The following is a 21,516-nucleotide window of genomic DNA, read 5'->3' as shown; positions in this document are numbered from 1 at the left end:
CCGTGACGCACGAGCCCGACGAGCCCGAAGGCGACGACCGTCGCCCCCGCTCCGTCTACGGGGTCGGCACCGAGCCCGACGCGCGGTTCAGCCTCGCGAACGAGCGCACCGCTCTCGCGTGGGTCCGCACGGGCGTCGGTCTCGTCGCGGGCGGCGTCGCGCTGACGTCGTTCTCGACGTTCGCGAACCTTCCCGGCCTGGTCGACCTCGTCGCGGCCGTCGCCTGCCTCGTCGGGGCGGCCTGCGCCGTCTACGCCCTCGTCTCGTGGCGACGCAACGAACGCGCGCTGCGTCTGCGCGAGCCGCTGCCCGCGCCGAGCGGTCTCCCGGTCCTCGTGACCTGCGCCGTCCTCCTCGCCGCGCTCATCGGCGCGTACTCCGTCGCCGCCGGGCTCGGGGCGGCGGGCGGCACGTGAGCGGGCCCGCGCGCGACGAGGGGTTGCAGCCGGAGCGCACGGCGCTCGCCTGGCACCGCACCATCCTCGGCGTCGTGGTCGGGGCGTTGCTCCTGGGCGCCGCCGGGCTGCGCAGCGGGCACGTCGTCGTGGTCGTCGCCGCGTCCGTCGTGGCCGTGCTTGCCGTGCCGCGCGTCGTCGTCCGCGCGCCCACGGGCGGGCTCCCCTCCCACGGGCGGCTCCGCTCCTGGTCGTTCCTCGTCCGGCTCGTCCTGCTCGTCCTCGCGCTCGCCGGGACCGGCGCCGTCTGGGCGCTGTCCCGCGCCGTGGAGTCGCTGTGAGCGAGGGGCAGGCGCTCGACCGCGTGCGCAGGCTCCGGCTCACCGACGTCCTCGCCGTCCTCGACCGCAGGCCCCCGGTGCCGTCTCCGGTGCTCTCACCCGTTCCCGACGGATCGGGAGCGGGGGCCCGGACCGACGCCGGGATCGCCGCCGCGCTCGACCGTGCCCGGCGCAGCGGTCACCCGCCACGCGTCGTCGACGCCCTCGCCCACGTCCTGGACGGGCTCGACGCCGACGTGCTCCGCTACGTCCTCGACCCCCTGCGACGTACCACGGCCCGCGACCGACCCGTCGAGCAGGTCTCGCTCGGCCCCGTGCACGCCCATCAGGTCGACGGCACGACGTGCGGGTCCGCCGCCCTCGGCCTCCTCGCCGCCGCGGGCGACCCGGTGCTCGCGCTCTGGCTCGTCACCGGCGCGACGCCCGGCTCCTCGCACGGCACGGCCGCTGCGCGCGGCCCGGAGGAACCCGTCGACCGCTGGCGACACCTCCAGCAGACCCTCAAGCGGCGGACGACCCGCCACGCTCTCGGACCGATCCCCTGGCCGGGCGCGCTCGGCACACCACCCTGGGGCGCCGCGCGCGTCGCCCGCTACGCCGACGTCCGCTACGCCCACCGGGTCGTCGGCCCGCCGCAGGGCGACGCCGTCCTCACCACCGCCCTGCGCGCCGCCGCCCGCGGTGTCCCCGTCCCGCTGTTCACCGGGGGAGACCTCTCCGGCGGTCCGGCGGCCGCCGTCCCCCGCCACGTCGTCCTCCTCACCCGTGCCGACGCCGCGCCCGACGCCGTTCCCGACGATGCCCCCGAGGTGCGCCCCGGCGACCGAGAGCGCCCCTCCACCTCCTGCGACGTGTACGAGCCGTCCTCCGGGACCCTCCACCGGATCGACGCCGCCCACCTCGCCCACGGGGCCTACCACCCCGGCGTGCGGCGCGCCCTCGGCGGGTGGCCGCACGTCGTCTGGGCCCTGCTGCCCACCGCCCCGCCCGGCGTGCTGCCCAGCGTGCTGCCGCGCGTTGGCGACCACCCGCCGACCGCGTGAGGATGGGGACGGACGCACCACCGAGAGGAGCCGCCATGAGCACCGTGCCCGGAGAGGACACCTGGCGAGACGCCGGACTGGTCGAGCACGACGAGGCCACGAACCTCGTCGACGAGGTCGAGACCGGCGACGAGGCCCGCTCGGACGCCACCCGCGCACCCGACGAGTACCACCCCGGCTCCGCACGCCCCGACCTCGACGGGCAGGCCGACGAGGCCGACGTCGCCGAGCAGGCCGCCGCCGTCCCCGGCGACGAGGACGACTACGCCTGACCCTGCGCCCCATCGCCCGCGCTGCCGGTAGCGTGAGCGCATGACCACCGAGAACCGTGCGCTGACCGCCGACGTCATCCGCGAACTGCCCAAGGTCGTCCTCCACGACCACCTCGACGGCGGCCTCCGGCCGGCCACGATCCTCGAGCTGGCCGCCGACGTCGGGCACGAGCTGCCCGCCCGCGACGCCACCTCCCTCGGCACCTGGTTCGCCGAGTCCGCCGACTCCGGCTCCCTCGTGCGCTACCTCGAGACGTTCGACCACACCATTGCCGTCATGCAGACCCCCGACGCGCTCGCCCGCGTCGCCCGCGAGGCCGTGCTCGACCTCGCCGCCGACGGCGTCGTCTACGCCGAGCAGCGCTGGGCCCCCGAGCAGCACCTCCAGCGCGGGCTCACCCTCCAGGAGACCGTCGACGCCGTCCAGGCCGGCATCGAGCAGGGCGTCGCCGCCGCGGCCGCCGAGGGCCGCACCATCCGCGTCGGCCAGCTCGTCACCGCCATGCGGCACGCCGACCGTTGGCAGGAGATCGCCGAGCTCGCCGTCGCCAACCGCGGGAACGGCGTCGTCGGGTTCGACATCGCCGGCGCCGAGGACGGGTTCCCGCCCTCCCGGCACGCCGAGATCTGGGCCTACCTCGCCGCGCACAACTTCCCCGTCACCATCCACGCCGGCGAGGCCGCCGGGCCGGAGTCGATCGCCGAGGCCCTGCACGTCGGCCGCGCCACCCGCATCGGGCACGGCGTGCGCCTCGTCGAGGACATCACCTTCGACCCCGCGCACCCCCACACCGCCCCCGGCGAGACCGGCACCGCCGCACTCGGGCTCCTCGCGCACTGGGTCCGCGACCACCAGATCCCCCTCGAGCTCTGCCCCTCGTCCAACGTGCAGACCGGTGCCGCGACGTCGATCGCCGACCACCCGATCACGCGCCTCAAGGAGCTCGACTTCGCCGTCACGCTCAACACCGACAACCGCCTCATGTCGCGCACGACGATGACGCAGGAGATGACCCTGCTCGTCGAGCAGGCCGGTTGGACCATCGACGACCTCGCCGACGTCACCATGACCGCCGCGTGGAGCGCGTTCGTCCACCACGACGAGCGTCGCGCACTCGTCGACGACGTCATCCTCCCCGGCTACCAGCTCGTCGAGGGCGCGCAGCTCTAGTCCTCGCGCGTCGCGCGGCTCCGTGGGGCGGGTGCGGCTTTCGCGGGAGGGGCGTGGGTCTCGCGGACGGGCCGGAGGGGGCGCGGGTCTCCCATCCGCCGCTCGTTCCTCGCGGCTCCCGCCAGACCCGCCACGACCCGCGCCCCCTCCACCCCACCCGCGTGCCTGGACGTCGCCTCGGCGAGGTAGTACCGCGGTAGCCGAGGTAGTACGCGGGTTCGTCAGTGGTCTTGTCTGTCGGGGGAGAAGCGGTCGGGCCCTGGATGCACGACGACGCCCGGTGCCGTCCTCGGGAGGGCGGCACCGGGCGTCGTGGGCGTGGGTGGTCAGACGCCCTTGGGGTGCCAGACCGTCTTCGTCTCGGTGAACGCGAGGATGCGCTGCGGGCGCGGGGCCTCGGTCCAGTCGGGCTCGGTGTCGTTCCCGCGGCGGTCCGCCGCCGGGCGCAGGACGCGCTTGACCGAGTCGGCGGCCGCCGCCTCGAGGTCGCCCCAGGCGAGACCCTCGGCGCCGACGGCGCCCGCGAGGTCGAGGGCGTTGACGTCGAGGTGGGACGCGAGCGGGGGAGCGAGCTCCTTCGTGTACCCGGTGAGGACGTTGACGACGCCGCCGGGGACGTCCGACGTCGCGAGCACCTCGGAGAGGGTGACGGCCGGGATCGGGCGCTGCTCGCTCGCGACGACGACGGCGGCGTTGCCCGTGACGAGCGGCGGGACGATCGTCGAGACAAGGCCGAGGAGCGACGAGCGCTGCGGCGCGAGGACCACGACGACCCCCGTCGGTTCGGGCGACGAGAGGTTGAAGTACGGGCCCGCGACGGGGTTCGCGGAGCCCGCGACCTGCGCGACCTTGTCCGTCCAGCCCGCGTACCAGACCCACCGGTCGATCGCCTCGGACACGGCGAGCTCGGCCTGACGCGCGGTCAGCCCCTCGCCCGCGGCGACCTCGGCGACGAACTGCTCGCGGCGGCCCTCGAGCATCTCGGCGACGCGGTAGAGCACCTGGCCGCGGTTGTACGCGGTCGCCCCGGCCCAGCCGGCCTGGGCGGCGCGGGCCGCGACGACGGCGTCGCGCGCGTCCTTGCGCGAGCCCTGCGCGACGTTCGCGACGAACCGGCCCTTGGCGTCCGTGACCTCGTAGGTGCGGCCGGACTCGCTGCGGGGGAACTTCCCGCCGACGTACAGTTTGTACGTCTTGCGGACGCCGAGACGTTCGGGCGTGGAGGCGCCCCGTGACGTGCGCGACGACGCCGCCGTGCCGCTCGTGGTGCGGGCCATCAGTACGTGCTCCCCTCGATCAGGTAGGGCGCCAGGCCGTGCCGGCCGCCCTCGCGGCCATAGCCGGACTCCTTGTAGCCGCCGAACGGGCTGGTCGGGTCGAACCGGTTGAACGTGTTGGACCACACGACACCGGCACGCAGACGGTCCGCCATCCACAGGATGCGCGACCCCTTCTCCGACCAGATCCCCGCCGACAGCCCGTACGGCGTGTTGTTCGCCTTGGCGACCGCCTCGGCGGGCGTGCGGAACGTCAGCACGGACAGCACGGGCCCGAAGATCTCCTCGCGGGCGATGCGGTGCGCGGCGGACACGCCCGTGAAGAGCGTGGGCGCGAACCAGAACCCCGACTCCGGCAGGTCGCACGCCGGGCTCCAGCGCGTGGCGCCCTCGGCGACCCCCGCCTCCGTGAGCTCGGTGATGCGGGCGAGCTGCTGCGCCGAGTTGATGGCACCGACGTCGGTGTTCTTGTCCATCGGGTCGCCCACGCGCAGCGTGCCGAGGCGCGCCTTGAGCCGGTCGACGAGCTCGGTGGCGATCGACTCCTGGACGAGGAGGCGCGACCCCGCGCAGCACACCTGGCCCTGGTTGAAGAAGATCCCGTTGACGATGCCCTCGATCGCCTGGTCGAGCGGCGCGTCGTCGAACACGATGTTCGCGGCCTTGCCGCCGAGCTCGAGCGTCGCGTGCTTGCGCGTGCCCGCGATCTGCTGCGCGATCCGCTTGCCGACCGGCGTCGACCCCGTGAAGGCGACCTTGTCGACGCCCGGGTGCGCGACGAGTGCGGCTCCCGTGGCCCCTGCCCCCGTCACGATGTTCACGACGCCGGGCGGCAGCTCGGCCTGACGCAGCAGGTCGGCGAACAGCAGCGCCGTGAGGGGCGTGGTCTCGGCGGGCTTGAGCACGACCGTGTTGCCGGTCGCGAGCGCCGGGGCGATCTTCCACGCGAGCATGAGGAGCGGGAAGTTCCACGGGATGACCTGGGCGGCGACGCCGTGCGGTCGCGGGTCCGGGCCGTAGCCGGCGTGCTCGAGCTTGTCCGCCCAGCCCGCGTAGTAGAAGAAGTGCGCCGCCGCGGTGGGCACGTCGACGTCGCGCGACTCGCGGATCGGCTTGCCGTTGTCGAGGGTCTCCAGGACGGCGAACTCGCGGGCGCGCTCGGCGAGGAGCCGCGCGATGCGGAACAGGTACTTCGCGCGCTCGCGGCCCGGCATCGGGCCCCAGACCTTCTCCTGGGCGCGGCGCGCGGCGCGGACGGCGCGGTCGACGTCGTCCTCGGTGGCCTCCGCGACCTCCGCGAGGACCTCCTCGGTGGCGGGGTTGACGGTCTTGAACGAGCCGTCGTCGGACGCGGGCGTGAACTCCCCGTCGACGAAGAGCCCGTACGACGACGCGATGTCGACGACGGCGCGCGACTCGGGGGCGGGCGCGTACTCGAACGGCGAGCCGGCCGTGGTGAGCTGTGTGGTCATCGTGGTGCTGTCCTCGGTTCCGCTCAGTCGACGGTCACGTAGTCGGGACCCCAGTAGGTCCCCGTGGCGAGCTTGTTGCGCTGCAGGAGCACGTCGTTGAGCAGCGACGACGCCCCGAACCGGAACCAGTCCGGGTCGAGCCAGGCGGGGCCGGCGACCTCGTTGACGGCGACCAGGTACTTGATCGCGTCCTTGGAGGTCTTGATGCCGCCGGCGGGCTTGACGCCCACCTGGACCCCCGTGAGGGCGAGGAAGTCGCGCACGGCCTCGAGCATGACGACCGTCACCGGCAGGGTCGCGGCGGGAGCGACCTTGCCCGTGCTCGTCTTGATGAAGTCGGCGCCCGCGAGCATCGCGAGCCAGGACGCGCGACGCACGTTGTCGTACGTCGCGAGCTCGCCCGTCTCGAGGATGACCTTGAGGTGCGCGTGACGACCGTTCGCGCGGCACTCCGCGCGCACGGCGACGATGTCGTCGTAGACCTGGCCGTAGCGCCCGGACAGGAACGCTCCCCGGTCGATGACCATGTCGATCTCGTCGGCGCCCGCCTCGACGGCGTCGCGCGTGTCCGCGAGGCGCACGGCGCGGCTCGCCCGGCCGGACGGGAACGCCGTCGAGACCGCGGCGACCTTCACACCCGTCCCGGCGAGCGCCTCGACGGCGACGGGGACCATGTCGTTGTACACGCACACGGCGGCGGCGGACGGGCAGGTGGGGTCGTTCGGTTCGGGCCGCACGGCCTTCGCGGCGAGCGCGCGGACCTTGCCGGGGGTGTCGGCGCCCTCCAGGGTCGTGAGGTCGACCATGCGCACGATCGTGTCGAGGGCCCACCCCTTCGACGTCGTCTTCACCGACCGCGTGCCGAGCATCGCGGCGCGGCCGTCGGCGCCGACCGTGTCGACACCCGGCAGCCCGTGGAGGTAGCGCCGCCACGTGGTGTCGTCGAGCGCGGCGGAGCCGGTCACGGAGCGCGCGATCTCGGCGATCTCGGCGGCGGAACGGTCGGCGGCGGCCGGGGTCGCCGGCGTCGCGACCGAACCCGCCGGGCCGGTCCCGTCGACCGACGTCGGTGTCGTTGTGCTCATCGCCCCAGGTTACCCGCCGGTACGGTCGCGCGGCGTGCCCGGGGAGCCCTCACAGCCCCAGCGCACGCCGCATGTCGGCCCGGACGCGGTCGAGGCGCTCGCGGGCGAACGCGCGCGCCGCCGTGAGGTCGTCGTGGGACGCGTCCGGCGCGACGGGGACGACGACCTCGAGGTAGCACTTGACCTTCGGCTCGGTGCCGCTCGGGCGGACGACGACCCGGGAGCCGTCGGCCGTGAGGATGCGTATGCCGTCGGTGGGCGGGAGGCCGTCGAGCCCTCGGGAGAGGTCCGCGACGTCGGTCACGCCGGAGCCCGCGAGCGTGCGCGGCGGGGCGTTGCGCAGGTGCGTCATGGTCTCGCCGATGCGGTCGAGGTCGGTGAAGCGCGCCGAGAGCTGGTCGCTCACGTGCAGGCCGTGCGCCCGTGCGAGGTCGTCGAGCGCGTCGACGAGCGTGCGGCCCTCGGCCTTGAGGCGGTTCGCGAGCTGGGCGACGAGCAGGGCGGCGCTGATGCCGTCCTTGTCGCGCACGTGCTCCGGGTCGACGCAGTAGCCGAGGGCTTCCTCGTACCCGAAAACGAGCCCGTCGACGCGGCTGATCCACTTGAACCCGGTGAGCGTCGTCGCCGACCCGAACCCGTGGGCGGCCGCGACCCGCCCCAGCAGGCGGGACGACACGACCGAGCAGGCGAGCACCCCTCCCGGTGCGCCGGACGCCGCGGCCCGCCGCGCGACGTCGTCCCCGAGCAGCGCGCCCACCTCGTCGCCGTGCAGCACGCGCCACCCGTTGGACCGCGCGGTCTCCGCGCCCTGGTAGGTGCCGACGCGCGGGTCGTACACCGCGACCGCGCAGCGGTCGGCGTCGGGGTCGTTCGCGAGCACGACGTCGGCGCCCGCGTCCTGGGCGTAGGCCAGGGCGAGGTCCATCGCCCCCGGTTCCTCCGGGTTGGGGAACGACACCGACGGGAAGTCGGGGTCGGGGTCGAGCTGCTCCTCGACCGGGACCACGGTCGTGAACCCGGCCTCCCGCAGGACGTGCGCGACGACCGCGCCGCCCACGCCGTGCAGCGCCGTGGTGACGACCTTGAGCCGCCGCGGGGCGCCGTCGGACAGCGCGAGGACGGACCCGGCGTAGGCGCGCACGACGTCCCGGTCGAGCACCGTCCAACCGTTCTCCGCCCGGGGGACCGACCGGGCGGGCGGGGCGGACTCGATCGCCGCGGCGATCCGCGCGTCGTACGGCGGCACGATCTGCGCGCCCTGCCCCGCGTCCGTCACGACCCGGCCGCCCAGGTAGACCTTGTACCCGTTGTCCGCGGGCGGGTTGTGGCTCGCCGTCACCATGACGCCCGCGTCCGCGCCGAGGTGACGTACCGCGAACGCGAGGACGGGCGTGGGGAGCGCGCTCGGCAGCACCGACACGTCGGCCCCCGCCGCCGTGAGCACCGCCGCGGTGTCGACGGCGAACGCGCGCGACCGGTGTCGCGCGTCGAACCCGACGACGACCCGCGGGCGCACGCGCGAGGCGTCCCCGCCGAGCGCGTCCACGAGGTACGCACCGAGCCCGGCGGCCGCCCGGACGACGACCGCGCGGTTCATGCGGTGCGGGCCCGCGGCCATCGCGCCGCGCAGCCCGGCCGTGCCGAACTCCAGCGGACCGGAGAACCGGTCGCGCAGCTCGGCGAGGGCGGCCGAGCGCACGTCGTGCCGGCGCGGGTCGGGGGAGTCGGCGAGGTCGAGGAGCCGACGCAGCTCGGCCTGGTCGTCCGGGTCCACGTCGTCGTCGACCCACGCCGCGACCCGCTCCAGGAACGCCGCGTGGCTCGAACCCGGGTCGAACGACGGGTCGTCGGTGGCCTCGGCCGGGCCCGCGGCCCGGGACGCGGACCCGCGCGGGGTCGTGGCACGTTCGGTCATGTCACACCAGCTTCGCGATGTCGGCCAGGAGTGCGCTGATCCGGGGCCCCGCGGCCTGGCCGGCCTCGATGACCTCCGCGTGCGACAGCGGGGTGGGACTGATCCCCGCCGCCAGGTTCGTCACGAGGGAGATGCCCAGCACGTCGAGACCGCAGTGCCGCGCGGCGATGGCCTCGATCGTCGTCGACATCCCGACCAGGTCCGCGCCGAGCGTCCGCGCCATGCGGACCTCGGCCGGGGTCTCGTAGTGCGGGCCCGGGAACTGGGCGTACACGCCCTCGGCGAGGCTCGCGTCGACCTGCCGCGCGAGGTCGCGCAGCCGCGGGGAGTACACGTCGGTGAGGTCGACGAACGTCGGGCCCTCCAGCGGGCTGCGGCCCGTAAGGTTGAGGTGGTCGGACAGCAGGACCGGCGTCCCCGCCCCCCACGCCGGGTTCAGCCCGCCGCACCCGTTCGTCAGGACGACCGTCTCGGCGCCGGTCGCCGCGGCCGTCCGCACCCCGTGCACGACGGCGCGCACCCCCCTGCCCTCGTACAGGTGCGTCCGCGAGCCGATCACGAGGGCGTGACGCACCGAGCCGTCCGCGCGCTCGACCCGGATCGAGCGCGTCACCGACAGGTGGCCCGCGACCGCGGTCGCCGTGAAGCCCGGGATCTCGGCCGTGGGGATCTCCGCGACGACGTCGCCCAGCAGCTCCGCCGCGCCACCCCAGCCGGAGCCCAGCACCAGCGCCATGTCGTGCCCGTCGACCCCCGTGGCCTGCGCGACGTGGTCGGCCGCGGCGCGCGCCACGACGAAGGGATCGGTGCTCGGGTCGTCGAGCGGGGGTGTGCTCGCAGGCGTCGTCGTCATGTCGTCAGGCTAGCCCTCCTGCGACGCCACGACCTGGGGTGCGGAGGGTCCGGCGCAGGTCCGCGGTGCGGCCCGGCGACGGTGGCACGTCTCGCATCGTGACACGGGACGGTCGCCCGGGCTGTCAGAATGGTCGCCGTGACCCACGAGAGCACCGACCGTCAGGCCACCCGGATCGTCGTCGTCGGAGGGGGGCCCGGCGGGTACGAGGCGGCGCTCGTCGCCCGGCGCCTCGGCGCCGACGTCACCGTCGTCGAGCGGCACGGCATGGGCGGCGCCGCCGTCCTCACCGACGTCGTGCCGTCCAAGACCCTCATCGCGACCGCCGACTGGATGACGATCGCCGACCGCGCCGCCGACCTCGGCATCCGCCTGCCCGTCGACACCGCGCGGGCGCAGCACCCGTCCATGCGACGCCACATCGTCGACCTCGAGGCCGTCAACACCCGCGTGATGGCGCTCGCGGCCGCGCAGTCCGCCGACGTCCACGCCCGCCTGGAGCGCGAGGGCGTGCGCGTCGTCATCGGCGAGGGCCGCCTCGACGGGCCGTCGCGCGTCGTCGTCGACACGCCCGACGGGGGCGACGGACCGGTCGCGCTCGACGCCGACGTCGTCCTCCTCGCGCTCGGCGCCACCCCGCGCGTGCTGCCCACGGCCCAGCCGGACGGCGAGCGCATCCTCACCTGGACCCAGCTCTACAACCTCAAGGAGCTGCCCGAGCGGCTGATCGTCGTCGGGTCGGGCGTCACCGGCGCCGAGTTCGCCGGCGCGTACAACGCCCTCGGGTCCGACGTCGTGCTGGTCTCCAGCCGCGACCGCGTCCTCCCGGGCGAGGACGCCGACGCCGCCGAGCTCCTCGAAGGGGTGTTCCGCTCCCGCGGGATGACCGTCATGTCGCGCTCGCGCGCCGAGTCGGCCGAGCGCACCGAGGACGGCGTGCGCGTCACCCTCTCCGACGGCCGGGTCGTCGAGGGCTCGCACGTCCTCATCGCGGTCGGTGCGGTCCCGTCCACGCAGGGAGTCGGGCTCGAGGAGGCGGGCGTCCGACTGACACCCAGCGGGCACGTCGAGGTCGACAAGGTGTCGCGCACCTCCGTGCGCGGCGTCTACGCGGCCGGCGACTGCACCGGCGTCCTGCCGCTCGCGTCCGTCGCGGCCATGCAGGGCCGCGTCGCGATGTCCCACGCGCTCGGCGACGCCGTCGTCCCCATCAAGCTGCGCACCGTCGCCGCGAACATCTTCACCGCCCCGGAGATCGCGACCGTCGGGTACAGCGAGCAACGTCTCAAGGCCCAGGGGAGCAAGTACGTCACCACGATGCTGCCCCTCGCGCGCAACCCGCGCGCGAAGATGCTCGGCATGCGCGACGGGTTCGTCAAGCTCTTCGCCCACCCCGAGGCGGGCGTCGTGCTCGGCGGGGTCGTCGTCGCGCCGCGCGCCAGCGAGCTCGTCTTCCCCATCACGCTCGCCGTCTCGCACCGCCTCACGGTGGACGACGTCGCGTCCGCCTTCACGGTCTACCCCTCGCTCTCGGGGTCGATCGCCGAGGTCGCGCGCATGCTGCACCACCGCGAGGACTGAGGCGGACCTCCGTCAGAGGCTCACTTGCGCGCGCAGCGTCCCGTCGGCGTACGCCAGGTCGGTGACCTCCACCGCCGGAAGCGTCCCCGCCACGCCCGCGCGCAGCAGCGCCTGGACGTCGACGGCGACCCGCGCGTCGGGCAGGACGCGCACCGCGTCTCCGGGCAGCCCGCGCGAGCGCAGCGCGCCCTGCAGCGGCGACTCGACGACACCGAGCAGCTTGTGCGCCGGCAGGCCGGCGGCGCTCGCCTCCACGGCGACCACCGCCGTGCCGGCGACGCACGACTCGACCCGCAGCGTCGCGCGCACCACCGGCACGAGCCGGGCCGCGAGCCGCAGGGCCGACGGCGGGTCGGGCACCTCGCGCAGGTCCACGACGACGCGCACGTCGTCCCCCTCGCCCGTCACCGACCGCACGAACGGGGGCAGCACGCCCGTCGCCCGCGCGAGCTCGACGGCCTCCGTCACGGTCATCTCGATGCGCACCCGCCGACCCTAACCCTCGCCGAGGGGAGTACCGGGGTCGGCCGAGGGAGAACCCTGGTTGGCCGGGGGAGTACCGGGGTTCTCGTGCCCGACGGCGCGTGGTCGCCTCGGGTGTCGGGGTGGGTGGGGCGCCGCGTCTTCCCTCCGCCGCTCGTTCCTCGCGGCTCCCGCCAGGCCCGCCACGACGCGGCGCCCCACCCACCCCTCCCGGTGCCGTCCCACCAGGGGTGACTGCTCGCCGTCGGGCAGGACCGACCTGGGACTGGGCCGTTGCCGGCGAGCCTGGGTACTCCCTCGGCAGATCCCGGTACGACGTCGGCGGGCTGCGGTACTCCCTCGGCGGAGTGCGGTACCCCCTTGTGCGAGCGGGTGCGGTGGGGTCAGCCGGCGGCGCGGATCTCGGTGAGGAGCGGGCGGTGGTCGGAGGAGGTGTCGTCGAGGACCTCGAACGAGCGGAACGTGACGGCGGACGAGCCGAGGACCCAGTCGATGCGGTGGGCCGGGGCGACGGCGGGCGACGTGAGGGCGTCGGGGTCGCCCGCGACGTCCTGCCCGCTCTCCAGCCCCGCGTCCTCGAGGAGGATGAGCTCGTCCCAGCCTGGCTCGGCGTTGAGGTCGCCCGCGAGGACGTACGCGCCGTCGACCGGCTCGTCCGTGAGGAGCGCGTCGAGCTGGTCGAGGCGCGTGGGGGTGTTCTCCTCGCGGTGCTGCAGGTGGACGGACGTGACCCGCACGGGGACGCCGTCGGCGTCGACGGTGCCGGAGATCGCGGACCGCTGCTGCGGGCCCGCGCCGTACGGCAGCGCGTGCCGGGCGACGTCCGTGAGGTCGCCCAGCGCCGGGTCCCAGAGGATCACGTTGACGAACTGCCGGTCCGCCGCCGGCGCGGCGACCGACCGCATGCCCGTCGCCCGCGCGAGGTACGACTCCATGTCGACGCCCCCGCCCAGCACCCAGCCGCGCGAGACCTCCTGGAGCGTGACGACGTCGGCCCGTGAGGACTCGATCGTCCTCACGACGTCGTCGAGCGGCACGGACGGGTCGGCGCTGACCCCGTAGTGGAGGTTCCAGTCGAGGACCCGCAGGTCGCCCGGGACGCGCTCGGCGGCGACACCGGAGCTCGGGGGCAGGACCTGGGTGACGCCCAGCAGCGCGACGACGCCCACGCCGGCCGCGACGACCAGGGGCGCGGCGGTCGACTCCGACCGGTCGGGCGCCGTCCCCTCGGGTGCGGCCCCGGACGACCACCCGGCGCGCGTCCCTCGGACGACGGCGACGACGGCGAGCAGGGCGGCGGTCGCGACGGGGACCCAGCCGTTGCGGACGGGCAGGGGGACGTCGTAGTCGATCTGGTAGCCGAGGAGCGGGACGACGATGCCGAGCCCGGCGACGCTGGCCGTCCCTGCGAGGCGCAGCCAGGTGAGAGGCCGCGCGGGGCGCAGGAGGCACAGGGCGAGCGTCACGGCGGCGGCGGGCACGAGGACGGTGAGGAGCGCGAGCAGCACCCACCCCCCGACGACGCCCGGGCCCTGCAGGCGGGGCACCGCGAGAAAGGTGACGGCGACGCCGGCGACGACGAGCAGGGGCGCTCCCCAGACGGCGACGGCACGCGCGACGCGACGGCCGCCGCGTGCGGCGCCGACGGCCCAGGGCACGGCGGCGGCCGTGGCGAGCGCGGCGACGGCGAGGGCGGCGACCGCGGCCGGGACGGGGACGTCGGCCTGGGAGGCGACGAACGCGGGGTTGGCGAGGACCTGCACCGCGAGGGCGAGGGCAGGGCCGAGGAGCCAGAGCCCGCGTGCGCCGGGCCGGGCCTCGCGGCCGCGGAGCAGCCAGGCGACGGCGAGCGCGCCGAGGCTCACGGCGACGGTGGTCGTCCACGCGAGGAGGCCGGGCCGCCAGTAGGCGTCCCACGTGCCGAGGGTCGCGCTGACCGCGGCGGCGAGCAGGGTGCCGAGTCCGACGCCGAGCGCGACGGTGCCGGCCCGCGCGGGTCCGGGCGGGCTGGTGGTCGTCCCGCTGGCGAACGCGGCGACGAGCACGAGTGCCGCGACGGCGAGGGCGACGCTCGCCAGGCCGACGCCGTACCGCACGAGGCCGAGGTCGGCCCCGGCCGCGACGGCGGTCCCGAGGCCCTGGAGCGCGAGGCGGGCGACGACGAGCGCGGCGACGGCGAGGAGCACCACCTTCCCGGTGAGCTCGAGCCGAGCGGCGATCATCACGACGAGCACGCCCGGTGCAGCGTAGGTCGCGAGGGCCGTGAGGGCGACCGTCGCGATCCCGGCGGCGAACGCGTGGTCGAGGAGGGGGCCGCTGGACCGGACGAGCTCGACCGTGAGCGCGCTGACGAGGACGAGCAGCACGAGGGCGAGCCGGCCACGGTCCGGTGCGGTGGCCGGGCGCGGGTCGGGCGCGGCCGGGTCCGGACCGGTCGTGGGGTGGTCCTCCTGCGGGGGCGGGGGAGCCTGCGGCGTCGCGCTCACGGGTCCGAACGTACCGGGGGCGGGTCGTGCGCGCGACGGGCGCGACGCGCTGCGGTGGGGCCGCCGTCGTGCCGGGACGCGAGCCCGGTGGTGGTCCGTGTGATCCGTGCCACACTGGGGGATCGGCTGCGACGGCGTGCTACCACCTCGGTGCGCGAGGAGGAGACGATGGAACGGACCACGCTGACGGCGGGCGCCACGAGCACCGCCGCCGGGCTCGTCGGGCACTGGGTCGCGGGCGCGTCGCGGACGGGCGGCGACCGGACGGGACCGGTGCACGACCCCGCGCGCGGCACCGTGACGGGCCGGGTCGCGCTCGCGTCGGCGGACGACGTCGACGCCGCGGTCGCCGCGGCCCGCGAGGCGTTCGGCGCGTGGCGCACGACGAGCGTGTCGCGCCGCACCGAGATCCTCTTCGCGTTCCACCGGCTCCTCGTGGACCACCGGGACGAGCTCGCGGCGGTCGTCAGCGCCGAGCACGGCAAGGTGCTCTCGGACGCGGCGGGGGAGGTGGCGCGCGCGCTGGAGTGCGTGGAGTTCGCGTGCGGGATCGGCCAGCTCCTCAAGGGCGGGTACACGGAGCAGGCGTCCGCGGGCGTCGACGTGCACGAGGTGAAGCAGCCGCTGGGCGTCGTCGCGTGCGTCACGCCGTTCAACTTCCCCGCGATGGTGCCGCTGTGGATGATCCCCAACGCGGTCGCGTGCGGGAACACGGTGGTGCTCAAGCCGAGCGAGCGCGACCCGTCGGCGTCGCTCCTCGTCGCGCGCCTGCTGCAGGAGGCGGGGCTGCCCGACGGCGTGCTGAACGTCGTCCAGGGGGACCGGGTCGCGGTGGAGCGCCTGCTCGAGCACCCGGACGTCGAGGCCGTGAGCTTCGTCGGGTCGACCCCGGTCGCGCGCCACGTGTACGAGACGGCGACGCGCCACGGCAAGCGCGTCCAGGCCCTCGGCGGGGCGAAGAACCACATGGTCGTCCTGCCCGACGCCGACGTGGACGTCGCCGCGGACGCGGCGGTCTCCGCGGCGTACGGGTCGGCGGGGGAGCGGTGCATGGCGGTGTCGGTGCTCGTCGCGGTCGGCGCCGTGGCCGACCCGCTGGTCGAGGCGATCCGGGAGCGGGTGGGGCGGCTCGTCGTCGGGCCCGGGGACGACCCGGCGTCGCAGATGGGGCCGCTCGTCACGGCGGAGCACCGCGACCGCGTGGCGGCGCGCGTGGGGACGGCGCAGGCGGAGGGCGCGACGCTCGTCGTCGACGGGCGCCGGACCCCGCCGGGCGCCGCCGACCTCGGGGACGGGTTCTTCCTGCACCCGACGCTCGTCGACCACGTGCGCCCCGAGCACACCGTGTACCGGGAGGAGATCTTCGGACCGGTGCTGTCCGTGGTCCGCGCCGAGACGTACGACGAGGCGGTCGGCCTGGTCAACGACAGCCCGTACGGCAACGGGGCGGCGATCTTCACGCGCGACGGCGGCGCGGCCCGCGCGTTCGAGGTCGACGCCCGCGCGGGGATGATCGGCGTCAACGTCCCCATCCCCGTTCCCGTCGGCTACTACTCGTTCGGCGGCTGGAAGAGCTCGCTGTTCGGCGACCTGCACGTGTACGGGCCCGAGAGCGTCCAGTTCTACACGCGCACGAAGGTCGTCACGACCCGCTGGCCCGACCCGGCGACGTCGGCCGTCGACCTCGGCTTCCCGCGGACGCGCTGAGACGGGGCCCGATGACGACCGAGGAGCTCGCGCGGCGCACGTCGCGCACGCGCGCCGACGACCGGTACGTCTTCCACTCGTGGTCCGCGCAGGGGGCGATCGACCCGCTGCCCGTCGCGGGCGGGGAGGGCGCGTGGTTCTGGGACGAGGACGGCACGCGCTACCTCGACTTCGCGTCCCAGCTCGTCAACCTCAACCTCGGCCACCAGCACCCGCGCCTCGTCGCGGCGATCCAAACGCAGGCGGCGCGCCTCGCGACGGTCGGCCCGACGTTCGCCAACGACGTGCGCGGCGAGCTCGCCCGCCTGATCGTCGAGCGTGCCCCGGGCAGGACGGGTCCGCTCGCCGAGGGCGACCGGCCCTGGCGGGTGTTCTTCACCAACGGCGGTGCGGACGCGGTCGAGAACGCGGTCCGGCTCGCGCGCCTGCACACCGGTCGCGCGAAGGTGCTGTCCGCGTACCGCTCGTACCACGGCAACACGTCGACCGCGATCACTCTCACGGGCGACCCGCGCCGCTGGCCCAACGAGGTCTCGCCCGACCCGCACGTGCGGCACTTCCTCGGCCCGTACACGTACCGGTCCGCGTTCGGCGCGGCCGACGACGCGCAGGAGGGCGAGCGCGCGCTCGCGCACCTGCGCGAGGTCGTCGCGCTCGAGGGCCCCGGGACGATCGCGGCGGTCCTGCTCGAGACCGTCGTCGGGACGAACGGCGTGCTCGTCCCGCCCGACGGGTACCTCGCGGGCGTGCGGGCGCTGTGCGACGAGCACGGCATCCTGCTGGTCGCCGACGAGGTCATGGTGGGGTTCGGCCGCGTGGGGGAGTGGTTCGCGATCGACCGGTGGGGCGTCGTGCCGGACCTCGTCACCTTCGCGAAGGGCGTGAACTCCGGGTACGTGCCGCTCGGGGGCGTGCTCGTCGGCGAGCACGTGGCGCGCACGTTCGACGACCGTGTCTTCCCCGGAGGGCTCACCTACTCCGGCCACCCCCTCGCGTGCGCGGTCGCGGTCGAGTCGATCCGCACGTTCGAGGACGAGGGGATCCTCGACCGCGTCCGGCGCCTCGGCGACGAGGTGATCGGGCCCCGCCTGCGCGACGTCGCGTCGCGCCACGGATGCGTCGGCGAGGTGCGCGGCCTCGGCTTCTTCTGGGCGGTCGAGCTCGTGCGCGACCGCGCGACGCGCGAGCCCTACGTCCCGTTCAACGCGAGCGGCCCCGCCGCCGCACCCATGGGTGCGGTCGTCGCCGCCGTCAAGGCGCGCGGCGTGTGGCCGTTCGTCCACTTCAACCGCCTGCACGTCGCCCCGCCCCTCGTGACGTCCGCCGGCGACCTCGTCCGCGGCCTCGACGCGATCGACGCGGCCCTGGACGTCGCCGACGAGCACCTCGACCACCCCGCCCCCGAGGAGGACCGATGACCACCGTGCGCGCCGCCCTCACGCAGGTCCGCTGGACCGGCGACAAGGAGTCGATGATCGACGCCCACGAGAAGCACCTGCGCGACGCCGCCGACCAGGGCGCACGGCTCGTGTGCTTCCAGGAGCTGTTCTACGGCCCGTACTTCTGCCAGGTGCAGGACGCCGCCTACTACGCCTACGCCGAGTCCGTCCCCGGCCCGACGGTCGAACGGTTCTCGGCGCTCGCGGCCGAGCTCGGGACGGTCGTCGTGCTGCCGGTGTACGAGGAGGAGCAGCCCGGCGTCCTGTACAACACGGCGGCGGTGATCGACGCGGACGGGCGCTACCTCGGCAAGTACCGCAAGACCCACATCCCGCACGTGCGCGGGTTCTGGGAGAAGTTCTACTTCCGCCCCGGGAACCTCGGCTACCCGGTGTTCGACACGGCGGTCGGGCGCGTGGGCGTCTACATCTGCTACGACCGGCACTTCCCCGAGGGGTGGCGCGCGCTCGGCCTGAACGGCGCGGAGATCGTCCTCAACCCGAGCGCGACGAGCCGTGGCCTGTCGAACTACCTGTGGAGGCTCGAGCAGCCCGCCGCGGCCGTCGCGAACGAGTACTACGTCGGCGCGATCAACCGCGTGGGCGTCGAGGACCTCGGCGACGACGACTTCTACGGCACCTCCTACTTCGTCGACCCCGAGGGCGCGTTCGTCGGCGACCCGGCCGACGACCACGAGGAGGAGCTCGTCGTGCGCGACCTCGACATGGACCTGCTGCGCGTCGTGCGCGACCGCTGGCAGTTCTACCGGGACCGCCGGCCCGACGCCTACGACGACCTCACCCGGCCCTGACGGGCCGGGGACGCGACCGCACCACCGGAGGGGAGAACCTGCGATGCCGCACACGCTGATCCGGGGAGGGACCGTCGTCGGGCCCACCGGCTCGACGCTCGCCGACGTGCTGGTCGACGGCGAGCAGGTCGCCGCGCTGCTGCGACCCGGCGACACGAGCCTCGGCGCCGACCTCGCCGCGAACGCCGAGCGCGTCGTCGACGCGACGGGGAAGTACGTCGTCCCGGGCGGCGTCGACTGCCACACCCACATGGAGCTGCCGTTCGGCGGCACCGCCGCCTCCGACACGTTCGAGACGGGGACGCGCGCGGCGGCGTGGGGCGGCACGACGACGATCGTCGACTTCGCCGTCCAGCGCACCGGGGAGCGCGTCCAGGACGGGCTCGCGGCGTGGCATGACAAGGCGAGCGCGAGCTGTGCCGTGGATTACGGGTTCCACCAGATCCTCGGCGGCGTCGACGACGACGCCCTCACGGCGATGGACGAGCTCGTCGCCGAGGGCATCACGAGCTTCAAGCTCTTCATGGCCTACCCGGGCGTGTTCTACAGCGACGACGGCCAGATCCTGCGCGCGATGCGCAAGGCGCGCGACAACGGCTCGGTGGTCATGATGCACGCCGAGAACGGCATCGCGATCGACGTGCTCGTGCGCGAGGCGCTCGACCGCGGCGACACCGCGCCGTTCTTCCACGGCACGAGCCGGCCGTGGGAGACGGAGGAGGAGGCGACCCACCGCGCGATCATGCTGGCGCGCCTCACGGGCGCGCCGCTGTACGTCGTGCACATGTCCGCCAAGCAGGCCGTCGCGACGCTCGCCGCCGCGCGCGACGAGGGGCACACGGTGTTCGGCGAGACGTGCCCGCAGTACCTGTACCTGTCGCTCGAGGAGCAGCTCGGCGCGCGCAGCGAGGAGTGGGGCGACTTCGAGGGAGCCAAGTGGGTGTGCTCGACGCCGCTGCGTTCGCGGGCCGAGGGCCACCAGGACGCGCTGTGGACGTCGCTGCGCACGGGCGACCTGTCGGTCGTGAGCACCGACCACTGCCCGTTCTGCATGAAGGAGCAGAAGGAGCTCGGGCGTGGCGACTTCTCGAAGATCCCCAACGGGATCGGGGGCGTCGAGCACCGCCTCGACCTGCTGTACCAGGGCGTGGTCGACGGGAGGATCACCCGCGAGCGCTGGGTCGAGCTGTGCTGCACGACGCCGGCCCGCATGTTCGGGCTCGACGGCCGCAAGGGCGTGCTCGCCCCGGGCGCGGACGCCGACGTCGTCGTCTACGACCCCGCCGGGCGCACGACCATCGGGGTCGACGCGACCCACCACATGAACATGGACCACTCGGCGTGGGAGGGGTTCGAGGTCGCGGGGCACGTCGACCTCGTCATGTCGCGCGGCCGTGTGCTCGTCGAGGACGGCGCCTACCACGGCAGTCCGGGGCACGGGCGGTACCTGCGCCGCGGCCACTCGGCGTACCTGCGCTGAGGGGGCCGCGTGGACCTCGGGGTGGTGCTGCAGAACGACCCGCCCGCGTGGCGGGTCGTCGACCTCGCGCGGCAGGCGGAGACGTACGGGTTCAGCCACGTGTGGACGTTCGACTCCCACCTGCTGTGGGAGGAGCCGTTCGTCGTGTACTCCCAGATCCTGTCCGCCACGCACCGCGTCACCGTCGGGCCGATGGTGACCAACCCCGCGACGCGCGACGTCACCGTCACCGCGTCGCTCTTCGCGACGCTCAACGAGATGTTCGGCAACCGCACGATCTGCGGGATCGGGCGCGGCGACTCGGCGGTGCGCGTCATCAACGGCAGGCCGGTGTCGCTCGCCGAGCTGCGCGAGGCGATCGGCGTCATCCGGGGGCTCGCGTCCGGCGAGGCGGTCGAGTACCGCGGCTCGACCCTGCGCCTGCCCTGGAACCCGGACTCGCGCCTGCCCGTGTGGGTCGCGGCCTACGGGCCGAGGGCGCTCGCGCTGACGGGCGAGGTGGGCGACGGGTTCATCCTCCAGCTCGCCGACCCCGACGTCGTCGCCTGGTCGGTCGCCGCCGTGCGGGCCGCCGCCGAGCGCGCCGGGCGCGACCCCGACGCGGTGCGCATCTGCGTCGCCGCGCCCGCCTACGTGACCGACGACGCGCCGTCGGACGGCGAGTCGGGACGCCGCACGCTCGCGCACGCCTACGACCAGTGCCGCTGGTTCGGCGGGATGGTCGGCAACCACGTCGCGGAGATCGTCGCGCGCTACGGACCCGGCGGCACCGAGGAGAGCGCCGGGGTGCACATCCCCGACGCGCTCACCGCGTTCGTCGCGGGGCGCGCGGGGTACGACTACAACGAGCACGGGCGGGCCGGGAACACGCACACCGCGTTCGTCACGGACGAGATCGTCGACCGGTTCTGCCTCGTCGGCCCGCCCGAGCGGCACGTCGAGCGCCTGCGCGAGCTCGCCGCGCTCGGGGTCGACCAGTTCGCCGTCTACCTCCAGCACGACGCGAAAGACCGCACGCTGCGCGCCTACGGCGAGACCGTCGGACCCGCCGTCCGCCACCTCGCGCGGGCGCGCGAGGAGCCGCTCTGACCAGGCGCGCTGATCAGGCGCCCGGGGCGCCGTCGAGCAGGGCGCGCAGGCCCGGCCACGCGTCGGCGAACGCGGGCAGCAGGGGAAGGTCCGCGACGTCGTCGACGGGCACCCACCGGACCTCGACGCTCTCGGCGTCCGTCGCGCGGGGATCGAGCGTGGCACCGTCGGCGAGCTCCGCGACGACCGTCGTGTACCGCCACGGCCCGTGGTCGAGCACCCGCTCGGCGAGCACGCGCACCGCCGCAGGGTCGACGCCCGCCTCCTCCTGCGCCTCGCGCAGCGCCCCCTCGACCGGCGTCTCGTCCGGCCCGACGGCGCCCCCCGGCACGCCCCACGTCCCGCCCTGGTCGGACCACGGGGCCCGGTGCTGCAGCACGACGGCGGACGCGCGGCCGCGCGCGTCGCGCCGGGCGAGGAGGAGCCCCGCCGCGCCGAACAGGCCCCAGTGCCGGCGCCCGCACGCGCACTCCACCCACCCGTCACCGGGCTGCAGGTGGCGGGGCGGCCGCGGCGGCGGCTCGCCCGGGTCGCGAGGGGTCGTCGGGATCGTCACGGGGCCATGCTGCCAGGCCGGACGCCACCTCCCGACCGCGGCGCGGCCGGTCGTCGCCC

Annotated in this window: 19 protein-coding genes; 11 read left to right on the top strand and 8 right to left on the bottom strand. The window is 75.1% G+C overall.

Features of this window, described 5'->3' with window-relative positions; genetic code table 11:
• The first annotated feature begins 2 nt into the window (after positions 1-2).
• The 5 genes from LGQ04_RS07980 to LGQ04_RS07960 are packed head-to-tail and all read left to right on the top strand — an operon-like array spanning position 3 to position 3,222.
• Positions 3-416: a YidH family protein gene (locus LGQ04_RS07980; RefSeq protein WP_229243170.1), complete on the top strand. Its 414-nt coding sequence runs from the start codon at positions 3-5 to the stop codon at positions 414-416.
• The gene (locus tag LGQ04_RS07975; protein WP_229243169.1) at positions 413-736 is read left to right on the top strand and encodes a DUF202 domain-containing protein; all 324 of its coding nucleotides are present in this window, start codon (positions 413-415) and stop codon (positions 734-736) included. The genes LGQ04_RS07980 and LGQ04_RS07975 overlap by 4 nt, the downstream gene beginning before the upstream one ends.
• Complete coding sequence (locus LGQ04_RS07970) at positions 733-1,779, top strand: hypothetical protein (RefSeq protein ID WP_229243168.1); 1,047 nt, start codon at positions 733-735, stop codon at positions 1,777-1,779. Before LGQ04_RS07975 ends, LGQ04_RS07970 begins: the two co-directional genes overlap by 4 nt.
• Before the next feature lie 35 nt (positions 1,780-1,814).
• The gene (locus LGQ04_RS07965; RefSeq protein ID WP_229243167.1) at positions 1,815-2,051 is read left to right on the top strand and encodes a hypothetical protein; all 237 of its coding nucleotides are present in this window, start codon (positions 1,815-1,817) and stop codon (positions 2,049-2,051) included.
• Positions 2,052-2,091: 40 nt separating this feature from the next.
• Complete coding sequence (locus tag LGQ04_RS07960; RefSeq protein ID WP_229243166.1) at positions 2,092-3,222, top strand: adenosine deaminase; 1,131 nt, start codon at positions 2,092-2,094, stop codon at positions 3,220-3,222.
• A 326-nt stretch (positions 3,223-3,548) separates the two neighbouring features.
• Here the strand turns inward: LGQ04_RS07960 and LGQ04_RS07955 are convergent, their stop codons facing one another.
• From LGQ04_RS07955 to LGQ04_RS07935, 5 genes are read right to left on the bottom strand one after another with little or no spacing between them, the layout of a single operon-like run.
• A complete protein-coding gene (locus LGQ04_RS07955) occupies positions 3,549-4,499 on the bottom strand; it encodes an aldehyde dehydrogenase family protein (RefSeq protein ID WP_229243165.1) in 951 nt (316 codons plus the stop codon).
• Positions 4,499-5,971, bottom strand: a complete 1,473-nt coding sequence (locus tag LGQ04_RS07950) for an aldehyde dehydrogenase family protein (RefSeq protein WP_229243164.1) — start codon at positions 5,969-5,971, stop codon at positions 4,499-4,501. The genes LGQ04_RS07955 and LGQ04_RS07950 overlap by 1 nt, the downstream gene beginning before the upstream one ends.
• 23 nt (positions 5,972-5,994) lie before the next feature.
• Entirely contained in the window at positions 5,995-7,056 is a 1,062-nt protein-coding gene (deoC, locus tag LGQ04_RS07945) for a deoxyribose-phosphate aldolase (protein ID WP_229243163.1), read from the bottom strand.
• 49 nt (positions 7,057-7,105) lie between these two features.
• Entirely contained in the window at positions 7,106-8,971 is a 1,866-nt protein-coding gene (locus LGQ04_RS07940) for a phospho-sugar mutase (RefSeq protein WP_229243162.1), read from the bottom strand.
• Position 8,972: 1 nt separating this feature from the next.
• Positions 8,973-9,824, bottom strand: a complete 852-nt coding sequence (locus LGQ04_RS07935; RefSeq protein WP_229243161.1) for a purine-nucleoside phosphorylase — start codon at positions 9,822-9,824, stop codon at positions 8,973-8,975.
• A gap of 129 nt (positions 9,825-9,953) precedes the next feature.
• Between LGQ04_RS07935 and LGQ04_RS07930 the strand changes: the two genes are divergently transcribed.
• The gene (locus LGQ04_RS07930) at positions 9,954-11,405 is read left to right on the top strand and encodes an NAD(P)H-quinone dehydrogenase (RefSeq protein WP_229243160.1); all 1,452 of its coding nucleotides are present in this window, start codon (positions 9,954-9,956) and stop codon (positions 11,403-11,405) included.
• 12 nt (positions 11,406-11,417) lie between these two features.
• On the opposite strand, the gene LGQ04_RS07925 is transcribed toward LGQ04_RS07930, so the two are convergent.
• Both LGQ04_RS07925 and LGQ04_RS07920 read right to left on the bottom strand, forming a co-directional pair.
• On the bottom strand, positions 11,418-11,891 hold the full coding sequence (locus LGQ04_RS07925) for a hypothetical protein (RefSeq protein WP_229243159.1): 474 nt from the start codon (positions 11,889-11,891) through the stop codon (positions 11,418-11,420).
• Between the two features lie 380 nt (positions 11,892-12,271).
• Entirely contained in the window at positions 12,272-14,374 is a 2,103-nt protein-coding gene (locus LGQ04_RS07920; protein ID WP_229243158.1) for an endonuclease/exonuclease/phosphatase family protein, read from the bottom strand.
• 168 nt (positions 14,375-14,542) lie between these two features.
• On the opposite strand from LGQ04_RS07920, the gene LGQ04_RS07915 reads away from it, so the two are divergent.
• The 5 genes from LGQ04_RS07915 to LGQ04_RS07895 are packed head-to-tail and all read left to right on the top strand — an operon-like array spanning position 14,543 to position 20,901.
• On the top strand, positions 14,543-16,081 hold the full coding sequence (locus LGQ04_RS07915) for a CoA-acylating methylmalonate-semialdehyde dehydrogenase (RefSeq protein WP_229243157.1): 1,539 nt from the start codon (positions 14,543-14,545) through the stop codon (positions 16,079-16,081).
• 11 nt (positions 16,082-16,092) lie between these two features.
• A complete protein-coding gene (locus LGQ04_RS07910; protein WP_229243156.1) occupies positions 16,093-17,499 on the top strand; it encodes an aspartate aminotransferase family protein in 1,407 nt (468 codons plus the stop codon).
• Positions 17,496-18,332: a nitrilase-related carbon-nitrogen hydrolase gene (locus LGQ04_RS07905; RefSeq protein WP_229243155.1), complete on the top strand. Its 837-nt coding sequence runs from the start codon at positions 17,496-17,498 to the stop codon at positions 18,330-18,332. The genes LGQ04_RS07910 and LGQ04_RS07905 overlap by 4 nt, the downstream gene beginning before the upstream one ends.
• A 43-nt stretch (positions 18,333-18,375) precedes the next feature.
• On the top strand, positions 18,376-19,812 hold the full coding sequence (gene hydA, locus LGQ04_RS07900; RefSeq protein ID WP_229243154.1) for a dihydropyrimidinase: 1,437 nt from the start codon (positions 18,376-18,378) through the stop codon (positions 19,810-19,812).
• A 9-nt stretch (positions 19,813-19,821) separates the two neighbouring features.
• On the top strand, positions 19,822-20,901 hold the full coding sequence (locus LGQ04_RS07895) for a TIGR03842 family LLM class F420-dependent oxidoreductase (RefSeq protein WP_229243152.1): 1,080 nt from the start codon (positions 19,822-19,824) through the stop codon (positions 20,899-20,901).
• 13 nt (positions 20,902-20,914) lie between these two features.
• Here the strand turns inward: LGQ04_RS07895 and LGQ04_RS07890 are convergent, their stop codons facing one another.
• A complete protein-coding gene (locus LGQ04_RS07890; RefSeq protein ID WP_229243513.1) occupies positions 20,915-21,451 on the bottom strand; it encodes an NUDIX hydrolase in 537 nt (178 codons plus the stop codon).
• Positions 21,452-21,516 lie beyond the last annotated feature (65 nt).

It is taken from the genome of Cellulosimicrobium marinum (assembly GCF_020551945.1).
GTDB classification, from domain to species: domain Bacteria; phylum Actinomycetota; class Actinomycetes; order Actinomycetales; family Cellulomonadaceae; genus Cellulosimicrobium; species Cellulosimicrobium marinum.
Note: the sequence above shows the minus strand (reverse complement) of the source record. Positions and strands in the feature narration are given on the sequence as shown.